Origin of the sequence: Paenarthrobacter aurescens, assembly GCF_041549525.1 — a bacterium.
Lineage (GTDB): Bacteria > Actinomycetota > Actinomycetes > Actinomycetales > Micrococcaceae > Arthrobacter > Arthrobacter aurescens.
On sequence record NZ_CP157456.1, the window covers coordinates 1,544,509 to 1,565,080 of the forward strand.

Annotated in this window: 18 protein-coding genes and 1 pseudogene; 12 read left to right on the top strand and 7 right to left on the bottom strand. The window is 61.9% G+C overall.

The window, feature by feature from the left end; genetic code table 11:
• Genes ABI796_RS07165 through ABI796_RS07190 form a run of 6 tightly spaced genes read left to right on the top strand, consistent with a single transcriptional unit; the run spans window position 1 to window position 6,334 of the window.
• Entirely contained in the window at window positions 1-2,187 is a 2,187-nt protein-coding gene (locus tag ABI796_RS07165; RefSeq protein WP_141284004.1) for a biotin carboxylase N-terminal domain-containing protein, read from the top strand.
• Window positions 2,184-3,347 (top strand): acyl-CoA dehydrogenase family protein, encoded by a 1,164-nt coding sequence (locus tag ABI796_RS07170; protein WP_141284002.1) that lies wholly within the window; start codon window positions 2,184-2,186, stop codon window positions 3,345-3,347. Before ABI796_RS07165 ends, ABI796_RS07170 begins: the two co-directional genes overlap by 4 nt.
• A 20-nt stretch (window positions 3,348-3,367) precedes the next feature.
• A complete protein-coding gene (locus ABI796_RS07175) occupies window positions 3,368-4,210 on the top strand; it encodes a CoA transferase subunit A (RefSeq protein WP_246095816.1) in 843 nt (280 codons plus the stop codon).
• The gene (locus ABI796_RS07180; RefSeq protein WP_141284000.1) at window positions 4,207-4,959 is read left to right on the top strand and encodes a CoA transferase subunit B; all 753 of its coding nucleotides are present in this window, start codon (window positions 4,207-4,209) and stop codon (window positions 4,957-4,959) included. Before ABI796_RS07175 ends, ABI796_RS07180 begins: the two co-directional genes overlap by 4 nt.
• Window positions 4,956-5,441: a MaoC family dehydratase gene (locus ABI796_RS07185; RefSeq protein WP_141283998.1), complete on the top strand. Its 486-nt coding sequence runs from the start codon at window positions 4,956-4,958 to the stop codon at window positions 5,439-5,441. Before ABI796_RS07180 ends, ABI796_RS07185 begins: the two co-directional genes overlap by 4 nt.
• A gap of 53 nt (window positions 5,442-5,494) precedes the next feature.
• A complete protein-coding gene (locus tag ABI796_RS07190) occupies window positions 5,495-6,334 on the top strand; it encodes a CoA ester lyase (RefSeq protein ID WP_141283996.1) in 840 nt (279 codons plus the stop codon).
• 85 nt (window positions 6,335-6,419) lie between these two features.
• On the opposite strand, the gene ABI796_RS07195 is transcribed toward ABI796_RS07190, so the two are convergent.
• Genes ABI796_RS07195 through ABI796_RS07220 form a run of 6 tightly spaced genes read right to left on the bottom strand, consistent with a single transcriptional unit; the run spans window position 6,420 to window position 12,655 of the window.
• Entirely contained in the window at window positions 6,420-7,523 is a 1,104-nt protein-coding gene (locus ABI796_RS07195) for a Gfo/Idh/MocA family protein (protein ID WP_141283994.1), read from the bottom strand.
• Window positions 7,508-8,209: a ThuA domain-containing protein gene (locus ABI796_RS07200; protein ID WP_141283992.1), complete on the bottom strand. Its 702-nt coding sequence runs from the start codon at window positions 8,207-8,209 to the stop codon at window positions 7,508-7,510. The genes ABI796_RS07195 and ABI796_RS07200 overlap by 16 nt, the downstream gene beginning before the upstream one ends.
• Window positions 8,210-8,243: 34 nt before the next feature.
• Complete coding sequence (locus ABI796_RS07205; protein ID WP_141283990.1) at window positions 8,244-9,464, bottom strand: Gfo/Idh/MocA family protein; 1,221 nt, start codon at window positions 9,462-9,464, stop codon at window positions 8,244-8,246.
• A gap of 29 nt (window positions 9,465-9,493) precedes the next feature.
• On the bottom strand, window positions 9,494-10,393 hold the full coding sequence (locus tag ABI796_RS07210) for a carbohydrate ABC transporter permease (RefSeq protein WP_141283988.1): 900 nt from the start codon (window positions 10,391-10,393) through the stop codon (window positions 9,494-9,496).
• Entirely contained in the window at window positions 10,393-11,331 is a 939-nt protein-coding gene (locus ABI796_RS07215) for a carbohydrate ABC transporter permease (protein ID WP_141283986.1), read from the bottom strand. Before ABI796_RS07215 ends, ABI796_RS07210 begins: the two co-directional genes overlap by 1 nt.
• A gap of 4 nt (window positions 11,332-11,335) precedes the next feature.
• Window positions 11,336-12,655: an extracellular solute-binding protein gene (locus ABI796_RS07220; RefSeq protein ID WP_141283984.1), complete on the bottom strand. Its 1,320-nt coding sequence runs from the start codon at window positions 12,653-12,655 to the stop codon at window positions 11,336-11,338.
• Window positions 12,656-12,960: 305 nt separating this feature from the next.
• Between ABI796_RS07220 and ABI796_RS07225 the strand changes: the two genes are divergently transcribed.
• Window positions 12,961-14,037: a LacI family DNA-binding transcriptional regulator gene (locus tag ABI796_RS07225; RefSeq protein ID WP_246095815.1), complete on the top strand. Its 1,077-nt coding sequence runs from the start codon at window positions 12,961-12,963 to the stop codon at window positions 14,035-14,037.
• Here ABI796_RS07225 and ABI796_RS07230 read toward each other — a convergent pair.
• On the bottom strand, window positions 14,008-15,468 hold the full coding sequence (locus tag ABI796_RS07230) for a lipase maturation factor family protein (protein WP_141284023.1): 1,461 nt from the start codon (window positions 15,466-15,468) through the stop codon (window positions 14,008-14,010). The two genes, ABI796_RS07225 and ABI796_RS07230, sit on opposite strands and share 30 nt — an antisense overlap.
• 119 nt (window positions 15,469-15,587) lie before the next feature.
• On the opposite strand from ABI796_RS07230, the gene dxr reads away from it, so the two are divergent.
• The 5 genes and pseudogenes from dxr (at window position 15,588) to ABI796_RS07255 (ending at window position 20,563) form a co-directional block, all read left to right on the top strand.
• A complete protein-coding gene (dxr, locus tag ABI796_RS07235; RefSeq protein ID WP_141283980.1) occupies window positions 15,588-16,772 on the top strand; it encodes a 1-deoxy-D-xylulose-5-phosphate reductoisomerase in 1,185 nt (394 codons plus the stop codon).
• Window positions 16,773-16,804: 32 nt separating this feature from the next.
• Window positions 16,805-18,136: an RIP metalloprotease gene (locus ABI796_RS07240; protein WP_141283979.1), complete on the top strand. Its 1,332-nt coding sequence runs from the start codon at window positions 16,805-16,807 to the stop codon at window positions 18,134-18,136.
• A gap of 87 nt (window positions 18,137-18,223) precedes the next feature.
• Complete coding sequence (locus ABI796_RS07245) at window positions 18,224-18,517, top strand: YciI family protein (RefSeq protein ID WP_141283977.1); 294 nt, start codon at window positions 18,224-18,226, stop codon at window positions 18,515-18,517.
• A gap of 49 nt (window positions 18,518-18,566) precedes the next feature.
• Window positions 18,567-19,733 (top strand): flavodoxin-dependent (E)-4-hydroxy-3-methylbut-2-enyl-diphosphate synthase, encoded by a 1,167-nt coding sequence (gene ispG, locus ABI796_RS07250; RefSeq protein ID WP_011774258.1) that lies wholly within the window; start codon window positions 18,567-18,569, stop codon window positions 19,731-19,733.
• Window positions 19,696-20,563 (top strand): annotated as a pseudogene (locus ABI796_RS07255) (DUF4081 domain-containing protein). Before ispG ends, ABI796_RS07255 begins: the two are co-directional and overlap by 38 nt.
• Window positions 20,564-20,572: the final 9 nt, after the last annotated feature.

Genomic DNA, 20,572 nt, shown 5'->3' on the forward strand with positions numbered 1-20,572 from the left:
ATGACCGCGCCCATCACCATCGCCGCCCAGCCGGAGCACAGGATTCAAGCCCGAACTTTCGGTGCCGTCCTCGTCGCCAACCGCGGGGAGATCGCTTGCCGCGTCATCCGCACGCTCAAGGACATGGGTATCCGCTCCGTGGCCGTCTACTCGGACGCGGATAAGGATGCCAAGCACGTAGCCCTCGCCGATACCGCTGTTGCCATCGGTGGCACAGCACCGGCTGAGAGCTACTTGAAAATCGATGCCATCATCGAAGCATGCCGTCGCAGCGGCGCGGATGCAGTCCACCCGGGCTACGGCTTCCTGTCCGAGAATGTGGAGTTCGCCAAGGCGCTGGAAGCAGCCGGCATCACCTTCATTGGCCCCGGAATTGGTGCCATTGAGGTCATGGGAGACAAGATCCGGTCCAAGAACCACGTGATGGCCTACGGCGTCCCCTGCGTTCCGGGCATTGCACAACCTGGTCTCAGTGATGGGGAACTGATCCAGGCAGCGCCGGACGTCGGCTTTCCTTTGCTGATCAAACCGTCCGCGGGTGGTGGTGGAAAAGGCATGCATGTGGTGGAAAGGCCGGAGGACATGGCTTCCACCCTCGCCACGGCCAGGCGCGTCGCAGCGTCTGCTTTCGGTGACGACACGCTCTTCCTCGAGCGGCTGATCCGCGCTCCGCGCCACATCGAGGTCCAGGTCCTTGCAGACAACCACGGCAACGTGATCCACCTCGGCGAGCGCGAGTGTTCGCTTCAGCGGCGCCATCAGAAAGTCATTGAGGAAGCTCCGTCCGCCCTTTTTGAATCATTGCCCAACGGCGTTGAGGAGCGGGCCCGAATTGGTGAAGCGGCCTGCAATGCCGCCCGTTCGGTGAACTACAGCGGTGCCGGCACGGTGGAGTTCCTCGTTTCCGACGAACATCCCGACGAGTTCTTCTTCATGGAGATGAACACCCGGCTGCAAGTAGAGCACCCCGTCACCGAAATGGTCACAGGCATCGACCTCGTTGAATGGCAGGTGAGGATCGCCGCAGGTGAGGTGCTCACCGTGGCCCAGTCCGACGTCGTACTTAAGGGTCATGCCGTGGAGGCGCGCGTTTACGCCGAAGTGCCTGAGCGGAACTTCATGCCCTCCATGGGTCGGGTTGTGGCACTGGCAGAACAGGGCGCCGCAGATGCAGGGGTTTCGGGGGAGCTGCCGGCAAACGCAAACGTGCGGATCGACTCCGCGATGCGGCAAAACGTTGAGATCACCGGGGATTACGATCCCATGTTGGCCAAGGTCATCGCCTGGGGCGATGACAGGGCGGCGGCGCTGGAAACCCTCGATGCCGCTTTGGGCCGTTATACGTTGCTGGGCGTTGATACCAACGTGGAGTATCTGCGGTTGTTGATCAATGCCCCCGAGGTCCGGGCCGGGCACCTCGATACTGGATTGATCGAGCGCAGGCTGCCGTCCATGGCGTTCCGTCATGTTGGTCCTGCTGAGTTGATCGCTGCTGCCCTGACGCTGTGGCTTGAGCGTACAGGTGCGGCGCTCGCGGGCCACGCGTGGGAGGTTCCGGACGCTTGGCGTGTGGGGGGACGCGGCGCGTGGACAGCCACGTTCGGCGTTCCGGGCGGTGGAACAGCCACGGTGTCACTGACCGAGGTGGCATCAGTCAAGGATCGGCTCGGTACTGTGACGGCAAGCGTCGACGGCGGGGATCCGGTGATCGTCCGGGTGGCGGATCGTGGTGATAACAGGATTGTGGTGGAGTTCGACGACGGTCCGATCACCTTCGCGGTGGGCAGGTCAGAGGACTCCGCGAACAATGGACCTACCAGTGTCCGCGAGCTCTTCCTCGGCAACAATGGTTGGTCCTGCAGGCTTGAGGTCCTGAACCGCGCTGAGCGCCTGCGACGGATGCTCGCCGGGATCCAGCGCGAGGACGGGGCAGCGGACCCGGAGGTTCGTTCGCCGATGCCCGGGACCGTGGTTTCAGTATCGGTGACGGACGGCGACACCGTGGAGGCAGGCCAGGCGCTCCTTGCGGTGGAGGCCATGAAGATGGAGCACCAACTGGTGGCCACCGTGGCCGGAACCGTGCACCTGACCAGCAAACCGGGCGACCTTGTCAAAGCAGACCAGGTACTCGCCACCATTCACGTAGACACAGACAGCACCAGCACAGACGAGGAAGTCCAGCCATGAGCACGTTTGAACTAAATGAGGAGTATCAGGACCTGAGCGACTCCGTCCGCGAGTTCGCCGACGAAGTGGTGGCACCGGTCTCCGCCAAGCACGACGAAGAGCATAGTTTTCCGTACGAGGTTGTGAAGCAGATGGGGGAGATGGGGCTGTTCGGCCTGCCGTTCCCCGAGGAGTTCGGCGGGATGGGCGGGGACTACTTTGCCCTGGCCTTGGCGTTGGAGCAGTTGGGCCGTGTTGATCAGTCGGTGGCCATCACGCTGGAAGCCGGGGTGTCGCTCGGTGCGATGCCTGTGTACCGCTTCGGCACTGAGGAACAGAAACAGGAGTGGCTGCCGCAGTTGGCGTCCGGACGGTCCTTGGCCGGTTTCGGCCTGACGGAGCGCGAGGCAGGTTCGGATGCGGGCGGGACCAAGACCAACGCCCATCTGGACAACGGCGAATGGGTCATCAACGGCAACAAGGAGTTCATCACCAACTCCGGTACGGACATCACTACCTTGGTGACGGTCACGGCGGTGACGGGGCAGAAGGAAAACGCGGACGGCAGCACCAAGAAAGAGATCTCCACCATCCTTGTGCCTACGGACACGCCCGGTTTCACCGCGGAAAAGCCGTACAACAAGGTGGGCTGGAACGCCTCCGACACGCACCCGCTGACCCTGGACAATGTCCGCATTCCCGAGGCGAACCTCCTGGGCGAGCGCGGCCGTGGCTATGCGAACTTCCTGTCCATCCTTGACGAGGGCCGGATCGCGATCGCTGCCCTGGCCACAGGCGCAGCCCAGGGTTGCGTGGACCTCTCGGTGAAGTATGCCAAGGAGCGCAGCGCGTTCGGGCAGAACATCGGCAAGTACCAAGCCATTCAGTTCAAGATCGCCCGGATGCAGGCAAGGGCCCATACCGCACGCCTTGCCTACTACGACGCTGCGTCGAGGATGCTGGCAGGTAAGCCGTTCAAGACCGAAGCGGCCATCGCTAAGATGGTCGCAGGCGAGGCAGCCATGGATAACGCGCGGGACGCCACCCAGGTGTTCGGCGGCTATGGCTTCATCAACGAATTCACGGTGGCACGGCATTATCGCGACTCCAAGATCCTTGAAATCGGGGAGGGCACCACGGAGGTGCAGTTGATGCTGATCGCCCGCGAGCTGGGTCTGTAACCGCAGGGGAAGGATCAAGGATGATTGACAAGGTTGTTGCCAGCGCCGCGGAAGCGGTGAAGGACATCCCGGACGGTGCCTCGTTGGCTGTGGGAGGTTTCGGTTTATGCGGCATCCCCGTTTCCCTGATCGACGCCTTGTACCAGCAGGGAACCACGGATCTTGAGACGGTCAGCAACAACTGCGGTGTGGACGACTGGGGCCTTGGCATTCTCCTGAAGGACGGCCGGATCCGACGGACCATCAGTTCCTACGTCGGCGAGAACAAGGAATTCGCCCGGCAGTACTTGTCGGGGGAGCTGGAGGTAGTCCTCACCCCACAGGGCACCTTGGCCGAGAAGCTCCGTGCTGGAGGTGCCGGCATCCCTGCCTTCTACACCAAAGCCGGTGTGGGTACACAGGTGTCCGAAGGCGGACTTCCGCAAAAGTACGACGCCGACGGAAACGTTGCGATCGCTTCTTCCCCTAAGGAAGTGCGCACTTTCAACGACGCGGACTACGTGCTGGAAGAGTCCCTGACACCTGATTTCGGCTTGGTCCATGCCTGGAAAGGTGACCGCCACGGGAACCTCGTTTTCCACGCGACTGCCATGAACTTCAACCCCCTCTGCGCCATGGCGGCAAGGACCACCATTGCCGAAGTGGAGGAGTTGGTGGAACCCGGCGAGCTGGACCCTGAGCATATCCACACGCCCGGGATCTTCGTTCAGAGGGTGGTGCTGGCAACCTCCAGCGAGAAACGGATAGAAAAGCGGACGGTGGCGCTCAGCTCCACTATGAAAACGGGTCCCACTACGGAAACGGGCTCCACTCTGGAAACGGGTCCCACTACGGCATCAGGCCAGGCAGGAGCGGGACGATGACCGATAACTCGTACCACGACATCCCTCCCCGCCCCGAAGCCGTGCGGCACGAGTACCGTCGCGCCGACGTCGAACATCACGAGGCCAAAGGCTGGACCCGCAACGAACTTGCCGCCCGTGTTGCCCGGGAGCTGGTCAACGGGCAATACGTGAACCTTGGTATCGGCATGCCCACCCTGATCCCCAACTACATACCCGCAGGCGTTGAGGTCATTCTGCATTCCGAGAACGGGATCCTCGGCGTTGGCCCCTACCCGGCGGAGGACAAGGTGGATCCGGACCTCATCAACGCGGGCAAGGAAACAGTCACCACCAACCCCGGGGCTGCGTTCTTTGATTCGGCGGCGTCCTTCGGCATGATCCGCGGTGGGCACGTGGACGTAGCAGTTTTGGGTGCCATGGAGGTGGCCGCCAACGGTGATCTGGCCAACTGGATGATCCCGGGCAAAATGGTCAAGGGCATGGGCGGTGCGATGGACCTGGTGTTCGGTGCCAAGAAAGTCATTGTCATGATGGAACATGTGGACCGCAATGGCCGTCCCAAGATCGTCCAGGACTGCACACTACCTTTGACCGGCAAGGGGTGTGTGGACCGGATCATCACCGACCTCGCAGTGATTGATGTGGTCAAGGATGAAGGTGACCCGCGGCTGGTCCTGCGTGAGCTGGCACCCAACGTCACGCTTGAGGACGTTTTGGCCGCCACCGGTGCCGAGTTGTTCGAGGAAGACCAGGAGCTCACTGTATGACGCGGGTGGTTGAGCAGCGTGGACTCTATTTCGACGAGCTCGAAGAGGACGTGATCTATGCGCACAAACCTGGCCGTACGGTGACCGAGGCGGACAATGTCCTCTTCACCACCATGACCATGAATACCCAAGCGCTGCATTTGGACGCCGCCTGGAGTTCGGGTCAACCGTTCGGGCAACGGCTCATGAACTCAATGTTCACCCTGTCCACCATGGTGGGGCAGTCCGTGACGCAGCTGACGCAGGGGACCATCATCGCGCAGCTGGGGCTGACGGACGTGGCTTTTCCGCACCCGTTGTATCACGGCGATACCCTGTACACGGAAACAGTGATCACAGGAAAACGGTTGTCCTCTTCCCGGCCCGGCCAAGGCGTGGTGACCATGCAGCATACCGGCCGCAACCAGGACGGGGCGGTGGTGGCCCTGGCTACACGGACTTGCCTGATGTGGACCAAGGAAGCGCACGCAGCGACGTCTTGATCCCGGCTAACATCGTCTCCAGTACTTTCAGCCCCCAGCAAGCAAGGATCTCCATGCTCTCCTCCGATGTGCAGCCTTTCACCATGGGTCCGGCACTCCTGTTCTGCCCTGCGGACCGTCCGGAACGTTTCGGAAAGGCGGCTGATCGTGCGGACGCCGTCATTCTTGATCTCGAAGATGCTGTGGCCCCGGCGGCCAAGGCGGCGGCCCGCGCAGCGATTCTGGAGCAATCGGGTACAGATGCATTGGATCCGGACCGGACCATTGTCCGCGTGAATCCTGTGGATACCTCTGATTTCGACTTGGACCTTGAAGCCCTTGCCAAGTCGCCGTATCGCACAGTGATGCTGGCCAAGGCGGAGGGTGCGGAGCAGCTCAAGGCCCTGGAGGGATACCGGGTGATCGCGCTGTGCGAGACGGCCGCGGGAATCGTCAACGCCCCGGCCATTGCTGCGCAGCCCAACGTCGTTGGGTTGATGTGGGGCGCGGAGGACCTGCTGGCTTCCCTTGGCGGCCTTTCCAGCAGGGACGACGACGGCGGGTACCGGGCTGTCGCTCTTCACTCACGCTCTGCTGTGCTGCTCGCCGCCAAAGCCGCGGGCAAAGAAGCTATCGACTCCGTGTATGTGAACATCCCGGATCTTGAGGGGTTGGCGGTTGAGTCGCGGGACGCGGTGTCCAGTGGCTTCGGAGCCAAAGCTTGTATCCATCCCCAGCAGGTGGCAGTGGTGCGGGAAGCCTACGCACCCACTCAGGAAGCGGTGGCCCATGCCACTGAACTCCTGGAAGCCGCAGCATCTGCAGGCACAGGCGTGTTCCAGTTCAACGGCAAGATGATTGACGGCCCCATCCTCAAACACGCCCAATCCACACTTCGCCGGGCAGGGCTCTAAGCAACAATCCGGCCCTCGTTCGCCCCACCCACCGCAGAACGGCGTGCAGAGCAAACGAGGGCCGGATTTGCTGGCTGGCAGAGCCCTAGGTGAGTACCGACGTCGTAATTTCCGTCAGTTCAACCACAGGAGGCCGTGCGGCCGTGCTCTTGATGGCCACGGACTGCCCGCTCCTGGCCGATTCCAGCACTGATTCCATGATGTCCAAGGCGTGGAAGGCCAACTGACCGCCGGCACGTGGTTCCTGTCCGGACGGGGTGTTGGCGAGGTCCGCTATTCCAAAACCGCGGCCCGAGTCCACGTATCCGGCAGAGACGGGGAGCGTTTCCCAATCCTCGGCGCCGAGTGCGAACAGTTGCACATCGCCGTCAAAGTGATTGGGGTCCGGGACCACCAGCGAACCGGTTTCTCCGTGGATCTCAATGTTGGGGCTCTTGGTCCTGACGGCGTCGAAGCTCATGAAGAGCGTCGAGAGCGCTCCCGATGCATGGACCAGGACTCCGGTGACGTGCGAGTCGATGTTCACCGGAACCACTTGCCCTTGACGCGCGCCTGAGCCGATGGTCCGTTCGTTGCGGGTGTGGCTGGCAGCGCCCACCACTGAGACCACAGGTCCCAGCAGGGTTACCAGCGCCGAGACGTAGTACGGGCCCATGTCCAGGAGTGGTCCGCCGCCAGGCTGGTAGTAGAAATCAGGGTTCGGGTGCCAGCGCTCGTGCCCGGGCGTGGCCATAGTGGCGGTGGCCGAAATGGGCGCCCCGATCAGTCCGTCGTCAATGGCCTTGCGGGCTGTCTGGATGCCGGTTCCCAGCACGGTGTCCGGTGCGCAGCCCACAGTGACTCCGGCCGCAGCCGCCGCATCCAGCACCTGCTGAGCCTCGGCCGTGGTGGCGGCCAGGGGTTTTTCGCCGTAGACGGATTTCCCGGCTGCAATGGCCTTCAGCGCAATGTCGGCGTGGGCGGCGGGGATGGTGAGGTTCAGTACGAGGTCCACATCATCGGCGGCCAGGAGCTCGTCCACGCTCAACGCGCGGACGCCGTCGTATGAGTCTGCAACAGCCTGGGCCCTCGCCGGATCAAGGTCCGCCACGGCAACAAGGTTGATCGAATCCAGCTTGCGGAAGTTCGTCAGGTACTGGGCGATGATGGCGCCGCAGCCGATCACTCCCACATTCAGCGGCTTGCCCACAGCATGCCCCTTTCAATGATGGTGCGGACGTTTGGGTCTTGAAGGATTTCCACGCGGTGACCCGGGGTGCAGACAAAGATTTTGCCCTTGCCCCATTGGCGGGTCCATATGGCCGGCGAGGTAACTTCGCGGTTCCATGGATCCCACTGACGCACCTTTTGGGTGGTTGTAGCCAAAACGTCGATGTAGTCATCGGAGAGCACCCAGTACTGTTCGGTGACGAGGTCGAAGTCGCCGATTCCTTCGGTGATGGGGTGTCCGGAGGCAGCGGGCAGCATATTGACGGTGTAAGGGACGTAGTTATCCGACTGCTCACCGGTGCGCTCGTCAGGATGCTTGCCGGGGTGGCAGGCGAACTGGCCGCCGATCAGGTGCAAATAGTCCGAGTTGTTACGGTAGGAATCGGCGATCCCGCCATGCCAACCAGCCAGTCCGGTGCCGTTTTCAACGGCAGCGCGCAGGCCTTCGAACTCGTCCTTCTCAATGGTGGTCATGGTCATGCACTGGACGATCAGGTCCACGGTTGCCATATATTCGGGGTCGGCATAGATCTTGGGGGATTCCTCCACCCGGACCTCGTAACCGTTGTCCTTGAGGTATGGGATGAACAGCTCGGTGGCTTCCACCGGCTGGTGTCCGTCCCAGCCTCCGCGAACCACCAGTGCTGTCTTGTTGTTGCTTGTCATGGTTTCCTTAGTTTCGGGGCGTCAACATGGTCAGTCACACGTGCTGCCAGCGGCTGGCATTCTCTGCGCTCGCCTCTACCGCGGCCAGTACTTTTTGCACCTGCAAAGCGTCAGAGAACGACGGCGTGGGCTGCTCGCCGGCGCCGATTGCAGTGACGAGGTCCACCACCTGGTGGGTGAAGCCGTGCTCATAGCCGAGGCCATGGCCGGTGGGCCACCAGTTACCGGTATAGGGGTGGGAGGGCTCGGTGACCATGATTTTGCGGAAGCCTGCATCAGGTTCCAGCGCAGAATCGTAGAACTGCAGGGAATTCATGTCCTCGAAGTCAAAGGCAAGGGATCCCTTGGTGCCGTTCAGTTCCAGGCGCATGGCGTTCTTGCGTCCCAGGGCGAAACGGGTTGCTTCGAAGATGCCGATCGGCCCGGCATCGGAGCCGCCGCGTGAGCCGGCGTCAGCACCGGCGTCGTGCCCGGATTCGAAACGGGCGGTAAACAGTGCAGCGTCGTCCACAGTGACTGGCCCCCGGGGCCCCTCGGCACCGCCGTGGCCGCCCAGGCCCACAAAATCCCCGCCCACCGGGCGCTCTTTCACAAAGGTCTCCAGCAGCGCAGAAACACCGGTGATGTTCAGTCCCGTGATCCACTGGGCGGCATCGATGCTGTGCGCGCCGATGTCACCGAGCGAACCGGAGCCGGACTTGGCTTTGTCCAGCCGCCACGTCAGCGGAGCGTCTACGTCGCTGAGCCAGTCCTGAAGATACTGGGCGCGGACATGCCGGATCCGGCCCAGGCGGCCGTCCTCCACCATCCGCTTGGCCAATGCCAAAGCGGGAGTGCGCCGGTAACTGAAGCCGCACATGGAGAACACTCCGCGTTCAGCCGCAGCCTGCGCCACCAGCGTCATCTTCTCCGCTTCCTCCACCGAGTTGGCCAGCGGCTTCTCGCACAGGACATGCTTGCCGGCCTCAAGCGCCGCAATGGCTATTTCGGCGTGGGTGTTTCCCGGAGTGCAAATATCAATGAGGTCAATGTCGTCGCGTTCAATAAGGCGGCGCCAATCGGTCTCAATGGACGCCCAACCGTATTTGGCCGCCGCTGCGCGGACACCTTCCTCGCTCCGGCCCGCCACGGCGGTCAGTTCCGGAGCAAGGGGAAGGCCGAAAAAGCGTGGCGCCGTGCGCCAGGCGTGGGAGTGGGCGGCGCCCATGAAGGCATAACCCACCATGCCCACACGCAGGGGTTTGGTCCCTGTCATCGTCAAGTCCTTTCTTGTTGGTAGTGCCGCTACTTGCTGAAACCTGCGGTGAGGCCGCTGAGCAACTGCCGGCGCGCCACGACGTAGATCACCAGCAACGGAAGCGTGGCCAGTACCACTGAGGCCAGCACCGCCGGGATGTTGACGCTGAACTCACCTTGGAAGGTCCACAGGGACAGTGGCAAAACCCTGGTGTCCGGGCTTTGGGTGAGGATCAGCGGGAACAGGAATCCGTTCCATACATGCAGTGCGTTGTAGATGCCTACCGTGATGACAGCAGGCTTGGTCATGGGCAATGCCAGGCGCCACATCATGGCCCAGTCAGAACAGCCGTCCAGTCGCATCGACTCAAAGAGTTCGTTGGGAACATCCCGCATGAAGTTCGAAAGGATGAGCACCGATACCGGGATTGCGAAGGCAATGGAGGGCAGGATCAGCGCCAGCAAGGTGTCGTACATGTGGGCTTTGGTGATCATCCAGTAGATGGGGATGATGGTGGCGTGCAGGGGAATGGCCAGCCCCAGGAGGAAGACGTTGTTGGTCCAGCTGAGGAACCTGCCCTTGCCGCGGACAATGGCGTAGGCAGCCATGAAAGCGACGAAGAGCGCCGGAACCACACTGCCCACGGTGACTATAAGGCTGTTGGTGAAGTACTTGGCGAAGTCGTTCTCCAGGACAAGCTTGTAGTTGTCCAAGGTTGGCTCTGCCGGTGGGAGCATCGGGTTTGAGGTGAAGAAGCCCGCCTGGTTCTTTAGGCTGGTGATCACCACGTAGTACACCGGCACAATGATGATCGCCAGCCAGAGCCAGCCACCCAGGCCGCCCAGGAAGTTTGGCCGCGCACGGCCAAGCTTGGGAGGCCGACGGCGGGTGGTCGCCGCTTGCGGCAGCACTGCCGGTGCTGGGGGGAGTTCAGTGGTGGAAGCCATTACGCACCTTCCAATTGGCTGGCGTTGCGGTTCTTGCCGCCGAGTCGTTGCAGGAACAATGCCAGGGCCAGGCCGATGACAACGAGGATGACGCCCAGGGCGCTCGCCGCTCCCATATCGTTGGCTTTGAAGCCGGTGAGGTACATGTGCAGCGGCAGGAGCCTGGTGGAGTAGCCGGGTCCGCCGGCTGTCAGCACAAAGACCAAGTCGAAGTACGCCAGTGAACCCACCACCATGAGGGTGGAGGAGGTGATCATGGTGTATTTGAGCTGCGGCAAGGTGATGTTGAAGAACTGCTGCACACGGCCGGCGCCGTCAATTTGGGCAGCCTCGTACAGCGAGGCGGGAATCTGCCGTACGCCGCCTTGGTAGATCAGGGTGTGGAAGGGCACAAATTGCCAGGCGATCACGAAGACCACCACAAAAAGCACCAGATCAGAGTTACCCAGCCAGTCCTGCGCCAGGAACGGCAGTCCCAGGCCGGGGCCGAGCCCGAAGTTCGGATCCAGCAGGGCCTTGAAAGCGATGGCCACCGCGGCAGATGAGAGGAGCAGGGGAACGAAGTAGAGGACGGCCAAGGCTGCGCGGTACTTCTGGCTGGCAGCAGTGAAAACGCCCAGCAGGAGGCTGATGGGTGCCTGGACAATGAAGGAGAAGAACATGATCTTTGCCGTCACCAACAAGGCGTTGCCCGTGACCGGATCAGCCAAGACGGTGTTCCAGCTGGACAGGCCGTCCAGTTTGATCTCCCCGAGGCCGTCCCACTTGGTGAAACTCAGGAACAGGACTCCCAGGAGCGGAAGGATGGCGAAGAGCATGAAGAACGCCAGGGCCGGGACGGCCAGCCACCCGGACGGACCCTTTTCCAGGGTCCGCCGGGTGCCCGGAACGCGTCCGGCGCCCAACTCCCTTTGTGGAGTGGTGGTAGTTGCGGACACCGTATTACTTCCCGATCGTCGCGTTCATAGTGGAAGCGAACTGCTCAGGGGTGATCTTCTTCAGGAAGATCTGATCGAGGTTGGCCAGCATGGCGTCTCCTTGGGCCGGGCTCAGGGCCTGGTCCCAGGAAAGTGTGAAGTCCGGGGCGTCCTTGGCCATGCCGTAAACGTAGGTGAGGAAGTCCTTGTCGGGGGAGGCTGCGAGTTTGTCTTCAATGCCGGTGACTACAGGGACTGCTCCGGAGTCGATCAGGCTCTTGACGTTCTCCTCGTTGAACATTCCGTCCTTGACGTAGTCCAGCGCAGTCTTCTTCTGTTCTTCGGTGGCCTTGGAGGATACGGACCAGAAGTTGGAGGGATTTCCTACAACGTTCGCCGGATCACCCTTGCCGCCTTCAACCGTGGGGAAGGGGATGTAGCCGAGCTTGCCGCTTGAAACGAAGTCGGCCGCGTCCTTCTTCATGCCCTGGTAGATCCAGCTGCCCTGCAGGATCATGGCGGCCTTCCCGGTGTACAGCAGGGCCTGGTCTGCGTTGCTGTCAGCGGCAATGGAGGAGAAGCCGTTGATGAAACCGCCGGCATCCACCAGTTCCTGGATTTTGGTCAGCGCCTCCAGCACTGCGGGGTCGGACCAGGCGCCCGGCTTGTTGGCTGCAATGTTTGCGAAGACTTCAGGACCGCCGATCCGGTCCACAAGGTATTCAAGCCACATCAGGTCCGGCCATTTGGACTGGCCGCCCAAGGAGAAAGGTGCCACGCCGGCGTCCTTGAACTTAGGCACCAATGCCATCAACTCGTCCCAGGTTTTGGGCGGCTCTGCACCGATCTTCTCGAACACTTCCTTGTTGTAGTAGAGCACTACGGGCTGCACCTTGTTATTGGGCAGTGCGTAGGTTTTGCCGTCAATCACGCCGCTTTCAAGGATGGAGGGAAGGTAGCGGCTTTGAACGTCAGGGTTTTCTTTGAGGAATCCGGTCAGATCATCCACCTGACCGGCATCAACATAGGACTTCAGCACGCCGCCGCCCCAGCCGTAGACGAGCGTGGGTCCCTGGCCGGCGCCGACGGCGGTGCGCACCTTGGTCTTGTAGGCGTCGTTGGCGAAGAAGTCCAGCTTGATGGCGGAGTCCGGGTGCGACTTGTTCCACGAGTCCACGGATGCTTGGAACACAGGCTGGTCACCGCCGGTCAGTCCCCACATGGTTGCCGAGTCCGCTGAGGCTCCTGTTCCGGCAGGACCCGAGGAACCGCAGGCTACGAGGGAGATCGACAATGCGGCTGCAGAAACGGCCATTCCGGCGGTGCGCAACTTGAGATTATTCATGTGCAGTTTCCATTCGTCCTTCGGGCTCGACGCTGATTGCCCGGTTGTGCGTGTAAAAAGCCGCACTCCGCGGTCTGAGGATCAACTTCGATTCCCAGCCAGCAACTTTTCGAAATATTTCGGAAGTCCTTTCGGAAGTGCCAACCAAACTTAGCGGTGACCTGCGTCACCGTCAAGACTTCTGACGCAAGATATTCGTTGCATTGGCTGCTCGATTGACGCAAGGGCGGATAGACGTGCAGACTGTCAGCAACCGAAACTTTTCGAAAGCGGTAATCGTGAGTCCAGAAGAACGACCCTCCAAAATGACCCTTTCCGCCGTCGCGCGTGAGGTGGGAGTGTCAGTGCCCACCGTCTCCAAAGTGGTCAACGGCCGGGGTGACGTTGCTCAAGGAACCCGCGCCCGTGTTCTGGCGGCCCTCCAGCGAACGGGCTACCAATCACCGCTCCAGCGCAAGGGCAAGCCTGTCCAGCGGACTGTGGAAGCAGTGTTTGACTCCCTGAACTCCGCCTACAACATGGAAGTCCTCAAAGGGATCATGGAGCAGGCCAACGTCACGGACATGGAAGTGATCCTCTCGGTCACCGGCCTGCAGGCGGCGCCGCCGCTCGGCCCGGAAGAACGTGCCCAACGGATGGTCGATGAAGCTCGAAGCGGCATGATCGTGGTCACCTCGGCGTTCGGAGCAGCGCAACTCGAAGCATTCCAGAGGCGACAGATCCCCATTGTGGTAATCGACCCCCTGAACCCGCCTCCCGCTGATCTGTACAGTGTGGGCTCCAGCAACTGGGCCGGCGGCAAGGCTGCGGCCACCCACCTGTTGGAGTTGGGGCATCGACGCATTGCCTACATCGGCGGGCCTGCCACCGCCGAATGCAGCCAGGCCCGGCTCCACGGCTACATGGCCGCCCTGATGGCAGAAGGGATCACCGTGGAACACGAATACGTTTCCGCGGGTCCTTTCCGGCCTGAGACAGGAGCAGCTGCCTTCAAATCCTTGGTTGCCTTGGAAGATCCACCCACCGCAGTGTTCGCCGGAAGTGACAGCATCGCCATGGGCGTCCTTGCCGAGGCCCGCAGGCAGGACATCCGGATCCCCGAGGAAATGAGCCTTGTGGGCTTCGACGGAACATACCAGGCCGAAGAATCCACGCCACCTTTGACATCAGTGAGCCAGCCGCTTCAGGAGATAGGGCGTTCAGCGCTGAACTTCATTCTTCGCCAAATGCAGGGTGAAGAGATCGACTCCCGACGCGTTGAACTTGCCACCCACCTGGTGGTCCGCGAATCCACGGCTCCGCCCCGCGAGCCCGCTTCACCCGGCAAACCAACTTCACCCGGCAAACCCGCTTCACCCGGTAAGGCGGCGTCCCGGCTTTAGCTGCACCGGCGGGACAGCGTCGTACAGCAGCACTCGCACCCAGCGCTCGCCTGTCCTGCGGAACTCATCACGGCTGGCAAAACGGTAAAGGTAGCTGCGCGCCCTCACCCAACGGGGGCGTTCGCCGTCGAACGGGTCCTTGCGAAGCAGCCGCAGCGTAGCTTGATCAGCCTTCAAAAGCTTGTCCAGGAACGCGTAGAACCAGTCCTCATGGACCGTCCGCAGCGGCAGGAACCACATAAGCCAATCCAGGCGCAGATGATACGGCGCCCACTGACGGGGGAGCCGGCGAACATCGCCGGGCTTGCCCTTGAAGCCGTATTCCAACCATCGCTCATCCGGAGCACGTGGATCCTCATCCATGGTGCCCTCAACCACAATCTCAATGCGCTGCTTGGTCACAGTCCCAAAAGCACCGTAGGCGTTCACCAGCCGCCAGCGGTTGAAGCTGGCGTTCATCAACTGCTGCCTGGAAAACAGATTCAGGAGCGGACGGTAGCTGGACACCAGCAACAGCACGGTCACCAGTACGACGACGGCGAGCCACCACACCGGCGTATCGGCACCCTCATGCCAGTTGAGCGGAATAAACGGAAAGACGGCGTGGACCACTGAGTCGCTCACGGCCGCGAAGGCAAGAACAATTGCCGCCCAGTTCAGCCACGCGAAGTTCCCGGTGCCCACCAACCAGAGCTGGGTCACAATGATGATCCCCGCAGCGATGCTGGCCAGAGGTTGAGGGGCGAACAGGAAGAACGGCACCACCAACTGGGCGCCATGATTGCCCACCACCTCCACCTTGTGCAGCGGACGCGGAAGGAGGTGCGCTTGCCTGCTGAGGGGGCCGGGCATCGGCTGGGTCTCATGGTGATAGAACATGGCCGTCAAATCCCGCCACTCATGGCCGCCGCGGATCTTGATCATTCCGGCGCCGAACTCCAGCCGGAACACCAGCCACACAATGAGGATCAGGATGGTGGTGGGCGGAGGAGTCTGGTCCGAACCCAGGAAAGCCACCGTGAATCCGGCCTCCAAGAGAAGGATCTCCCAACCAAAGCCGTAGAACGTCTGGCCCACATTCACGATCGACATATAGAGGAACCACAAGGCAAGGAACGCCAGCATGGGAAGCCAAGGCGGGCCCATCTGGGGAAGGCCAATGACCAACAGCACGGACACTCCGATGCCCGTCCAGCAGACTGCCCTGAGCAGTGAGTCGGAATAGCGCCAGCGGAACAAGGTGGGCCGGCCCATGCGGCGTGCCATCTCCAGGAATGCCGGTACCGGCAACAGCCCGCGCTCGCCGAGGAGCGCCGGGAACTGGTTCACGGTGGAAAGGAAGGCAACCAGGTACAGCGCAGCAGTGCCACGCTGCAGCACCTGCCGGGCAAACTCGTAGTCCCGAGCATCGAACCAGGACAACCACTCCACGATTCCACGGTACGCGGATTTCACGGTACGCGCGCCAAGATGGTGGTCAAGCTGTCCCGGGTTTCCACATACGCCCCGCCCCGTTCGCGGCCTCCGGCGGTGGCAGGGATACTTAAGTAATGCAGCCGCGCAAGATCGTCATCCTCGGGTCCACCGGTTCCATCGGCACACAAGCGATTGACGTGGTCGATGCCGCGCCACACCGTTTCGAAGTGGTTGCCTTGAGCGCAGGCGGAGGAAATCTGGAACTCCTTGCGCAGCAGGCAGTGCACACCAAGGTGCAAGCTGTCGGAATTGCCAAGGGAGATCCCCAGGTCCTCAGGCGCCTGATTGACGCAGCGGCTGCAGAGGCCGGTGTACGTCACTTTGCTCCGGAAATCTTTGCCGGATCCGACGCCTCCACCCGGATAGCGGGGATCGGGTGTGATGTAGTCCTCAACGGCATCACCGGCTCCATTGGGCTGGAACCCACCCTGGCTGCCCTTGGCACCGGAGCCACCCTGGCTCTGGCCAACAAGGAATCGCTGATTGTGGGCGGTGCCTTGGTCAAAGCCGCTGCCTCACCCGGACAGATCGTTCCCGTTGACTCAGAGCACTCTGCCATTGCCCAGTGCCTGCGTTCGGGCACTGATCAAGAGGTGGAAAAGTTGATCCTGACTGCCTCCGGCGGCCCCTTCCGTGGCCGCACGCGGGAGGAGCTTCACAACGTCACGCCCCAGGAGGCACTTGCCCACCCCACCTGGGACATGGGGCTGATGGTCACCACAAACTCAGCCAGTCTCGTCAACAAGGGCCTGGAAGTGATTGAGGCACACCTGTTGTTCGATGTTCCCCTGGACAGGATCGAGGTGGTGGTCCACCCGCAATCTGTGGTGCATTCCATGGTCCAGTTCGTGGATGGTTCCATCATTGCCCAGGCATCGCCGCCGGACATGCGCCTGCCGATCGCCCTCGGACTGGGCTGGCCGGATCGCGTGCCGCGTGCCGCCCAAGCCTGCGACTGGACCCAGGCCACCAGTTGGACGTTCGAGCCCCTGGATACGGTGGCCTTCCCGGCCGTGGACCTTGCCAAGGACGCAGCCAAGCAGGGCAGCACCTTCCCGGCGGTGTTCAACGCAGCCAACGAGGAAGCGGTGGAGGCCTTCCACGCCGGACGCATCCGTTTCACTGACATTGTGGATACTGTTGAATCCGTCCTCAGCGAACATTCAGGTTCCTCGGAGCTAACGGTGGAGTCCGTGCTGGATGCTGAGAGATGGGCACGCGCCCGAACCCTTGATCGTTTAGCCAGCAGCACTCTGTAGCTCACAACCTTTACGGAAGCAGTCCCACCGGCATGAGTCCCGTCCTACTTTTCATCCTCGGAGTCGTCTTCGTCGCAATCGGCGTAGCTGTCTCCATCGCGCTGCACGAGGTGGGCCACCTGGTCCCTGCCAAACTGTTCAAAGTGCGGGTCACCAAATACATGATCGGTTTTGGGCCCACCTTGTGGTCCAGGAAAAAGGGCGAAACAGAATACGGGTTCAAGGCGCTTCCGCTGGGTGGTTACGTCTCCATGATCGGCATGTACCCGCCCAACAAGGAAGACGGCGCCGTTCGTCCCTCCAGCACAGGGATGTTCCAGACGCTCGCCACGGAGGCGCGGTCCATGGCGCACGAGGAAGTGGGGCCCGGTGATGAGAACCGGGTCTTCTACAAGCTTCCCGTCTGGAAGAAGATCGTCGTCATGCTGGGCGGGCCCGCCATGAACATGTTGATCGGGTTGATACTGCTGGCCGTCCTGCTCATGGGCTTCGGCACAGCGCAGGCAACCACCACCATTGCCGACGTTTCCAAATGCCAGGTTGCCGCAGGGGAGACCGTGGACCCCGATTCTGCCGACTGCAAACTGACCCCGGCTGCTGCTGCAGGCCTCCAGCCCAATGACACCATCACTTCTTTCGACGGAAAAGCCGTCACCAGCTGGGACGAGCTCACCAGCTGGATCCGGGCATCCGCCGGAAAAGAAGTTCCCGTCACTGTGACCCGTAACGGATCCGCCATGGAAACCACCGTGACCCCTGTACTGTCTTCGCGGCCGGTGGTTGGCGCCGACGGCAGGCCTGAACAAGACGCCAACGGGGTGCTGAAATACCAGGAGGTCGGATTCCTGGGCATCGGCCCCCAAACTGCTTTGGTTCCCCAGCCGGCGTCGGCCGTCCTGCCCATGGCGGGGGAGAACATCAAGCAGATCTCGGGTGTGATCTTCAACCTGCCGGCCAGGGTTGTGGGCGTGGCGAAAGCAGCCTTCAGCGAAGAACCCCGTGACCCCAACGGGCCCATCAGCGTAGTTGGCGTCGGCCGGGTCGCAGGCGAAGTGGCAGCCATGGAACAGGTGCCCATGCAGGCCCGGATCGGCACCTTGATCGGGTTGCTCGCCGGGTTGAACTTCGCGCTGGCTATCTTCAACCTCATCCCGCTGTTGCCCCTGGATGGCGGCCACGTGGCCGGGGCGCTCTACGAAGGCGCCCGACGCCGGGTGGCCAAGTTGTTCGGCAAACCGGACCCTGGTGCGTTCGACATCGCCAAGCTGTTGCCGGCCACCTACGTCGTGGCGGCGCTGCTGATGGCCATGGGTGCACTCCTGATCTACGCGGACATTGTGAAGCCCGTGAACATTTTTGGCTGAGCGGGGAATAATTTTTGGCAAAGCCCGGGACCGTTCCCGGCAGAGCTGTGAACATTTTTGCGCCGGCAAGAGGGATAGGCTAGCTCCATGACTGTTTTCGCTGTTGAGTACGTATACGTTGCCGACTCCGGCGCCCTCCGTGACGAAGCCCGCCCTGCACACCGTGCGTGGCTCGGTGCGTTGGCCGAGGAAGGCAAACTACTTGCCAGCGGGCCCTACGGTGACGGCGCAGGCGCTCTGCTGATCTTCAAGTCCGCTGACGAGGCTGAACTCAATGACCTCCTCAAGCAGGATCCGTTCGCTGAAGCCGGCGTCATTGCCGGCATCCGCACCACAGAATGGGCCCCCATCATCGGCGTCCTGGCTGCCCACGCGTCCTAGTCCGGACATCCTCCACCACCACCGATCCACCCCAACCCAAGGAGTCCACGTGACCTCGGTCAGCCTGGGAATGCCAGCAGCCCCACCCCCCGTCCTTGCCCCGCGCCGTAAGACGCGTCAGATCAAGGTCGGATCCGTTGGCGTAGGTTCTGACTCGCCCATCAGCGTTCAGTCCATGACCACCACCCCCACCACGGATATCAACGCAACGCTCCAGCAGATTGCTGAGCTGACCGCTTCTGGCTGCGACATCGTTCGTGTTGCCTGCCCGTCTGCCGATGACGCCGAGGCGCTGCCCATCATTGCCCGCAAGTCCCAGATTCCGGTGATCGCGGATATCCACTTCCAGCCGAAGTATGTCTTCGCCGCAATTGAAGCCGGCTGCGCGGCAGTCCGGGTGAACCCGGGCAACATCCGCAAATTCGATGACCAGGTCAAGGAAATCGCTGCGGCTGCCCGGGACCACGGAACCTCCATCCGGATCGGCGTCAACGCCGGCTCCCTTGAGCCCGGCATCATGAAGAAATACGGCAAGGCAACTCCGGAAGCCCTGGTTGAGTCCGCCGTTTGGGAAGCCTCCCTCTTTGAGGAGCACGGATTCCACGACTTCAAGATTTCCGTCAAGCACAACGACCCCGTGATCATGGTGGCCGCTTATGAGATGCTCGCTGAGAAAGGCGACTGGCCCCTGCACCTTGGTGTGACCGAGGCCGGACCGGCATTCCAGGGCACCATCAAGTCGGCCACGGCTTTCGGTGCACTGCTGTCCCGCGGCATTGGCGACACCATCCGCGTTTCCCTTTCTGCTCCTCCCGTGGAGGAAATCAAGGTGGGCAACCAGATCCTGCAGTCCCTGAACCTTCGCCCGCGCAAGCTTGAGATTGTTTCCTGCCCGTCCTGTGGCCGCGCCCAAGTGGACGTGTACACGCTGGCCGAGCAGGTCACCGCGGGGTTGGAAGGCATGGAAATTCCGTTGCGTGTGGCCGTCATGGGTTGCGTCGTCAATGGTCCCGGTGAGGCCCGTGAAGCGGATCTGGGAGTGGCCTCCGGAAACGGTAAAGGCCAGATTTTCGTGAAGGGCGAAGTCATCAAGACTGTGCCTGAGAGCGAAATTGTTGAGACACTGATCGAAGAGGCCATGCGCATCGCCGAAGAGATGGGGGAGGCCGATGGCGAAGATGCTGTCAAGGGTAGCCCCGTGGTTAGCGTCTCGTAACGAGAACGGCTTGGGAGTCAGGGTGCTCGGCAGTGCCGACACCCTGGCTCTTCGCGCGCTTGCAAGCGAGGACGTGGTGGCTAACGTCTTCATCCTGGCCCACCTGGAGAGTACTGGTTCGGCGGCGCCCACCGGCGGCGGCGCCTGTATTTTCGGAGTTTTTGAGGGACAAACGCTCCTGGGCGGGTGCCAACCTGGTCCCGGTGCAGCTCGATCCCGGCCTGGCAGGCTATGTGGCCACAGCCGCCCACGAGACAGGACGCCGTTACGCGTCCATCTTCGGACCGGCCGAAACAGTCATGGCCCTCTATTCGCGCTTCGAACAGCTGGGCCACGCTGCCCATGAAGTCCGTTCCCAGCAACCCCTGCTCACTATTTCCGGTCCACCGGTCATCGGCGGCAATCCGTCCCTGACCTTCGGCACCATGGCCGATTTCGACCGCATCCTGCCAGCCTGCGCGGCCATGTTCGAAGAAGAGGTGGGCTACTCTCCCTTCCTCGGAGGGCAGGAGTTCTACAGCAGGCGCGTGGCAGGGCTCATCCGGGAGGGCCACTCGCTGGTCCACATCGACGCCGACGGCACAGTGGTGTTCAAGGCCGAACTGGGGGCAGTTACACGGGACGTCACCCAGGTCCAAGGCGTATGGATGAATCCCGTGTTGCGAGGCCGCGGCCAAAGCGGAGGCTACATGGCCGCCGTCGTCAATCTCTCCCGTACCTTCGCCCCGGTGACGAGCCTGTACGTCAATGACTACAACACCAAAGCCCGGGCCACCTACGAGCGGGTGGGCTTTGAACAAGTGGGAACCTTCGCCACGGTCCTGTTCTAGCCCCGCTGC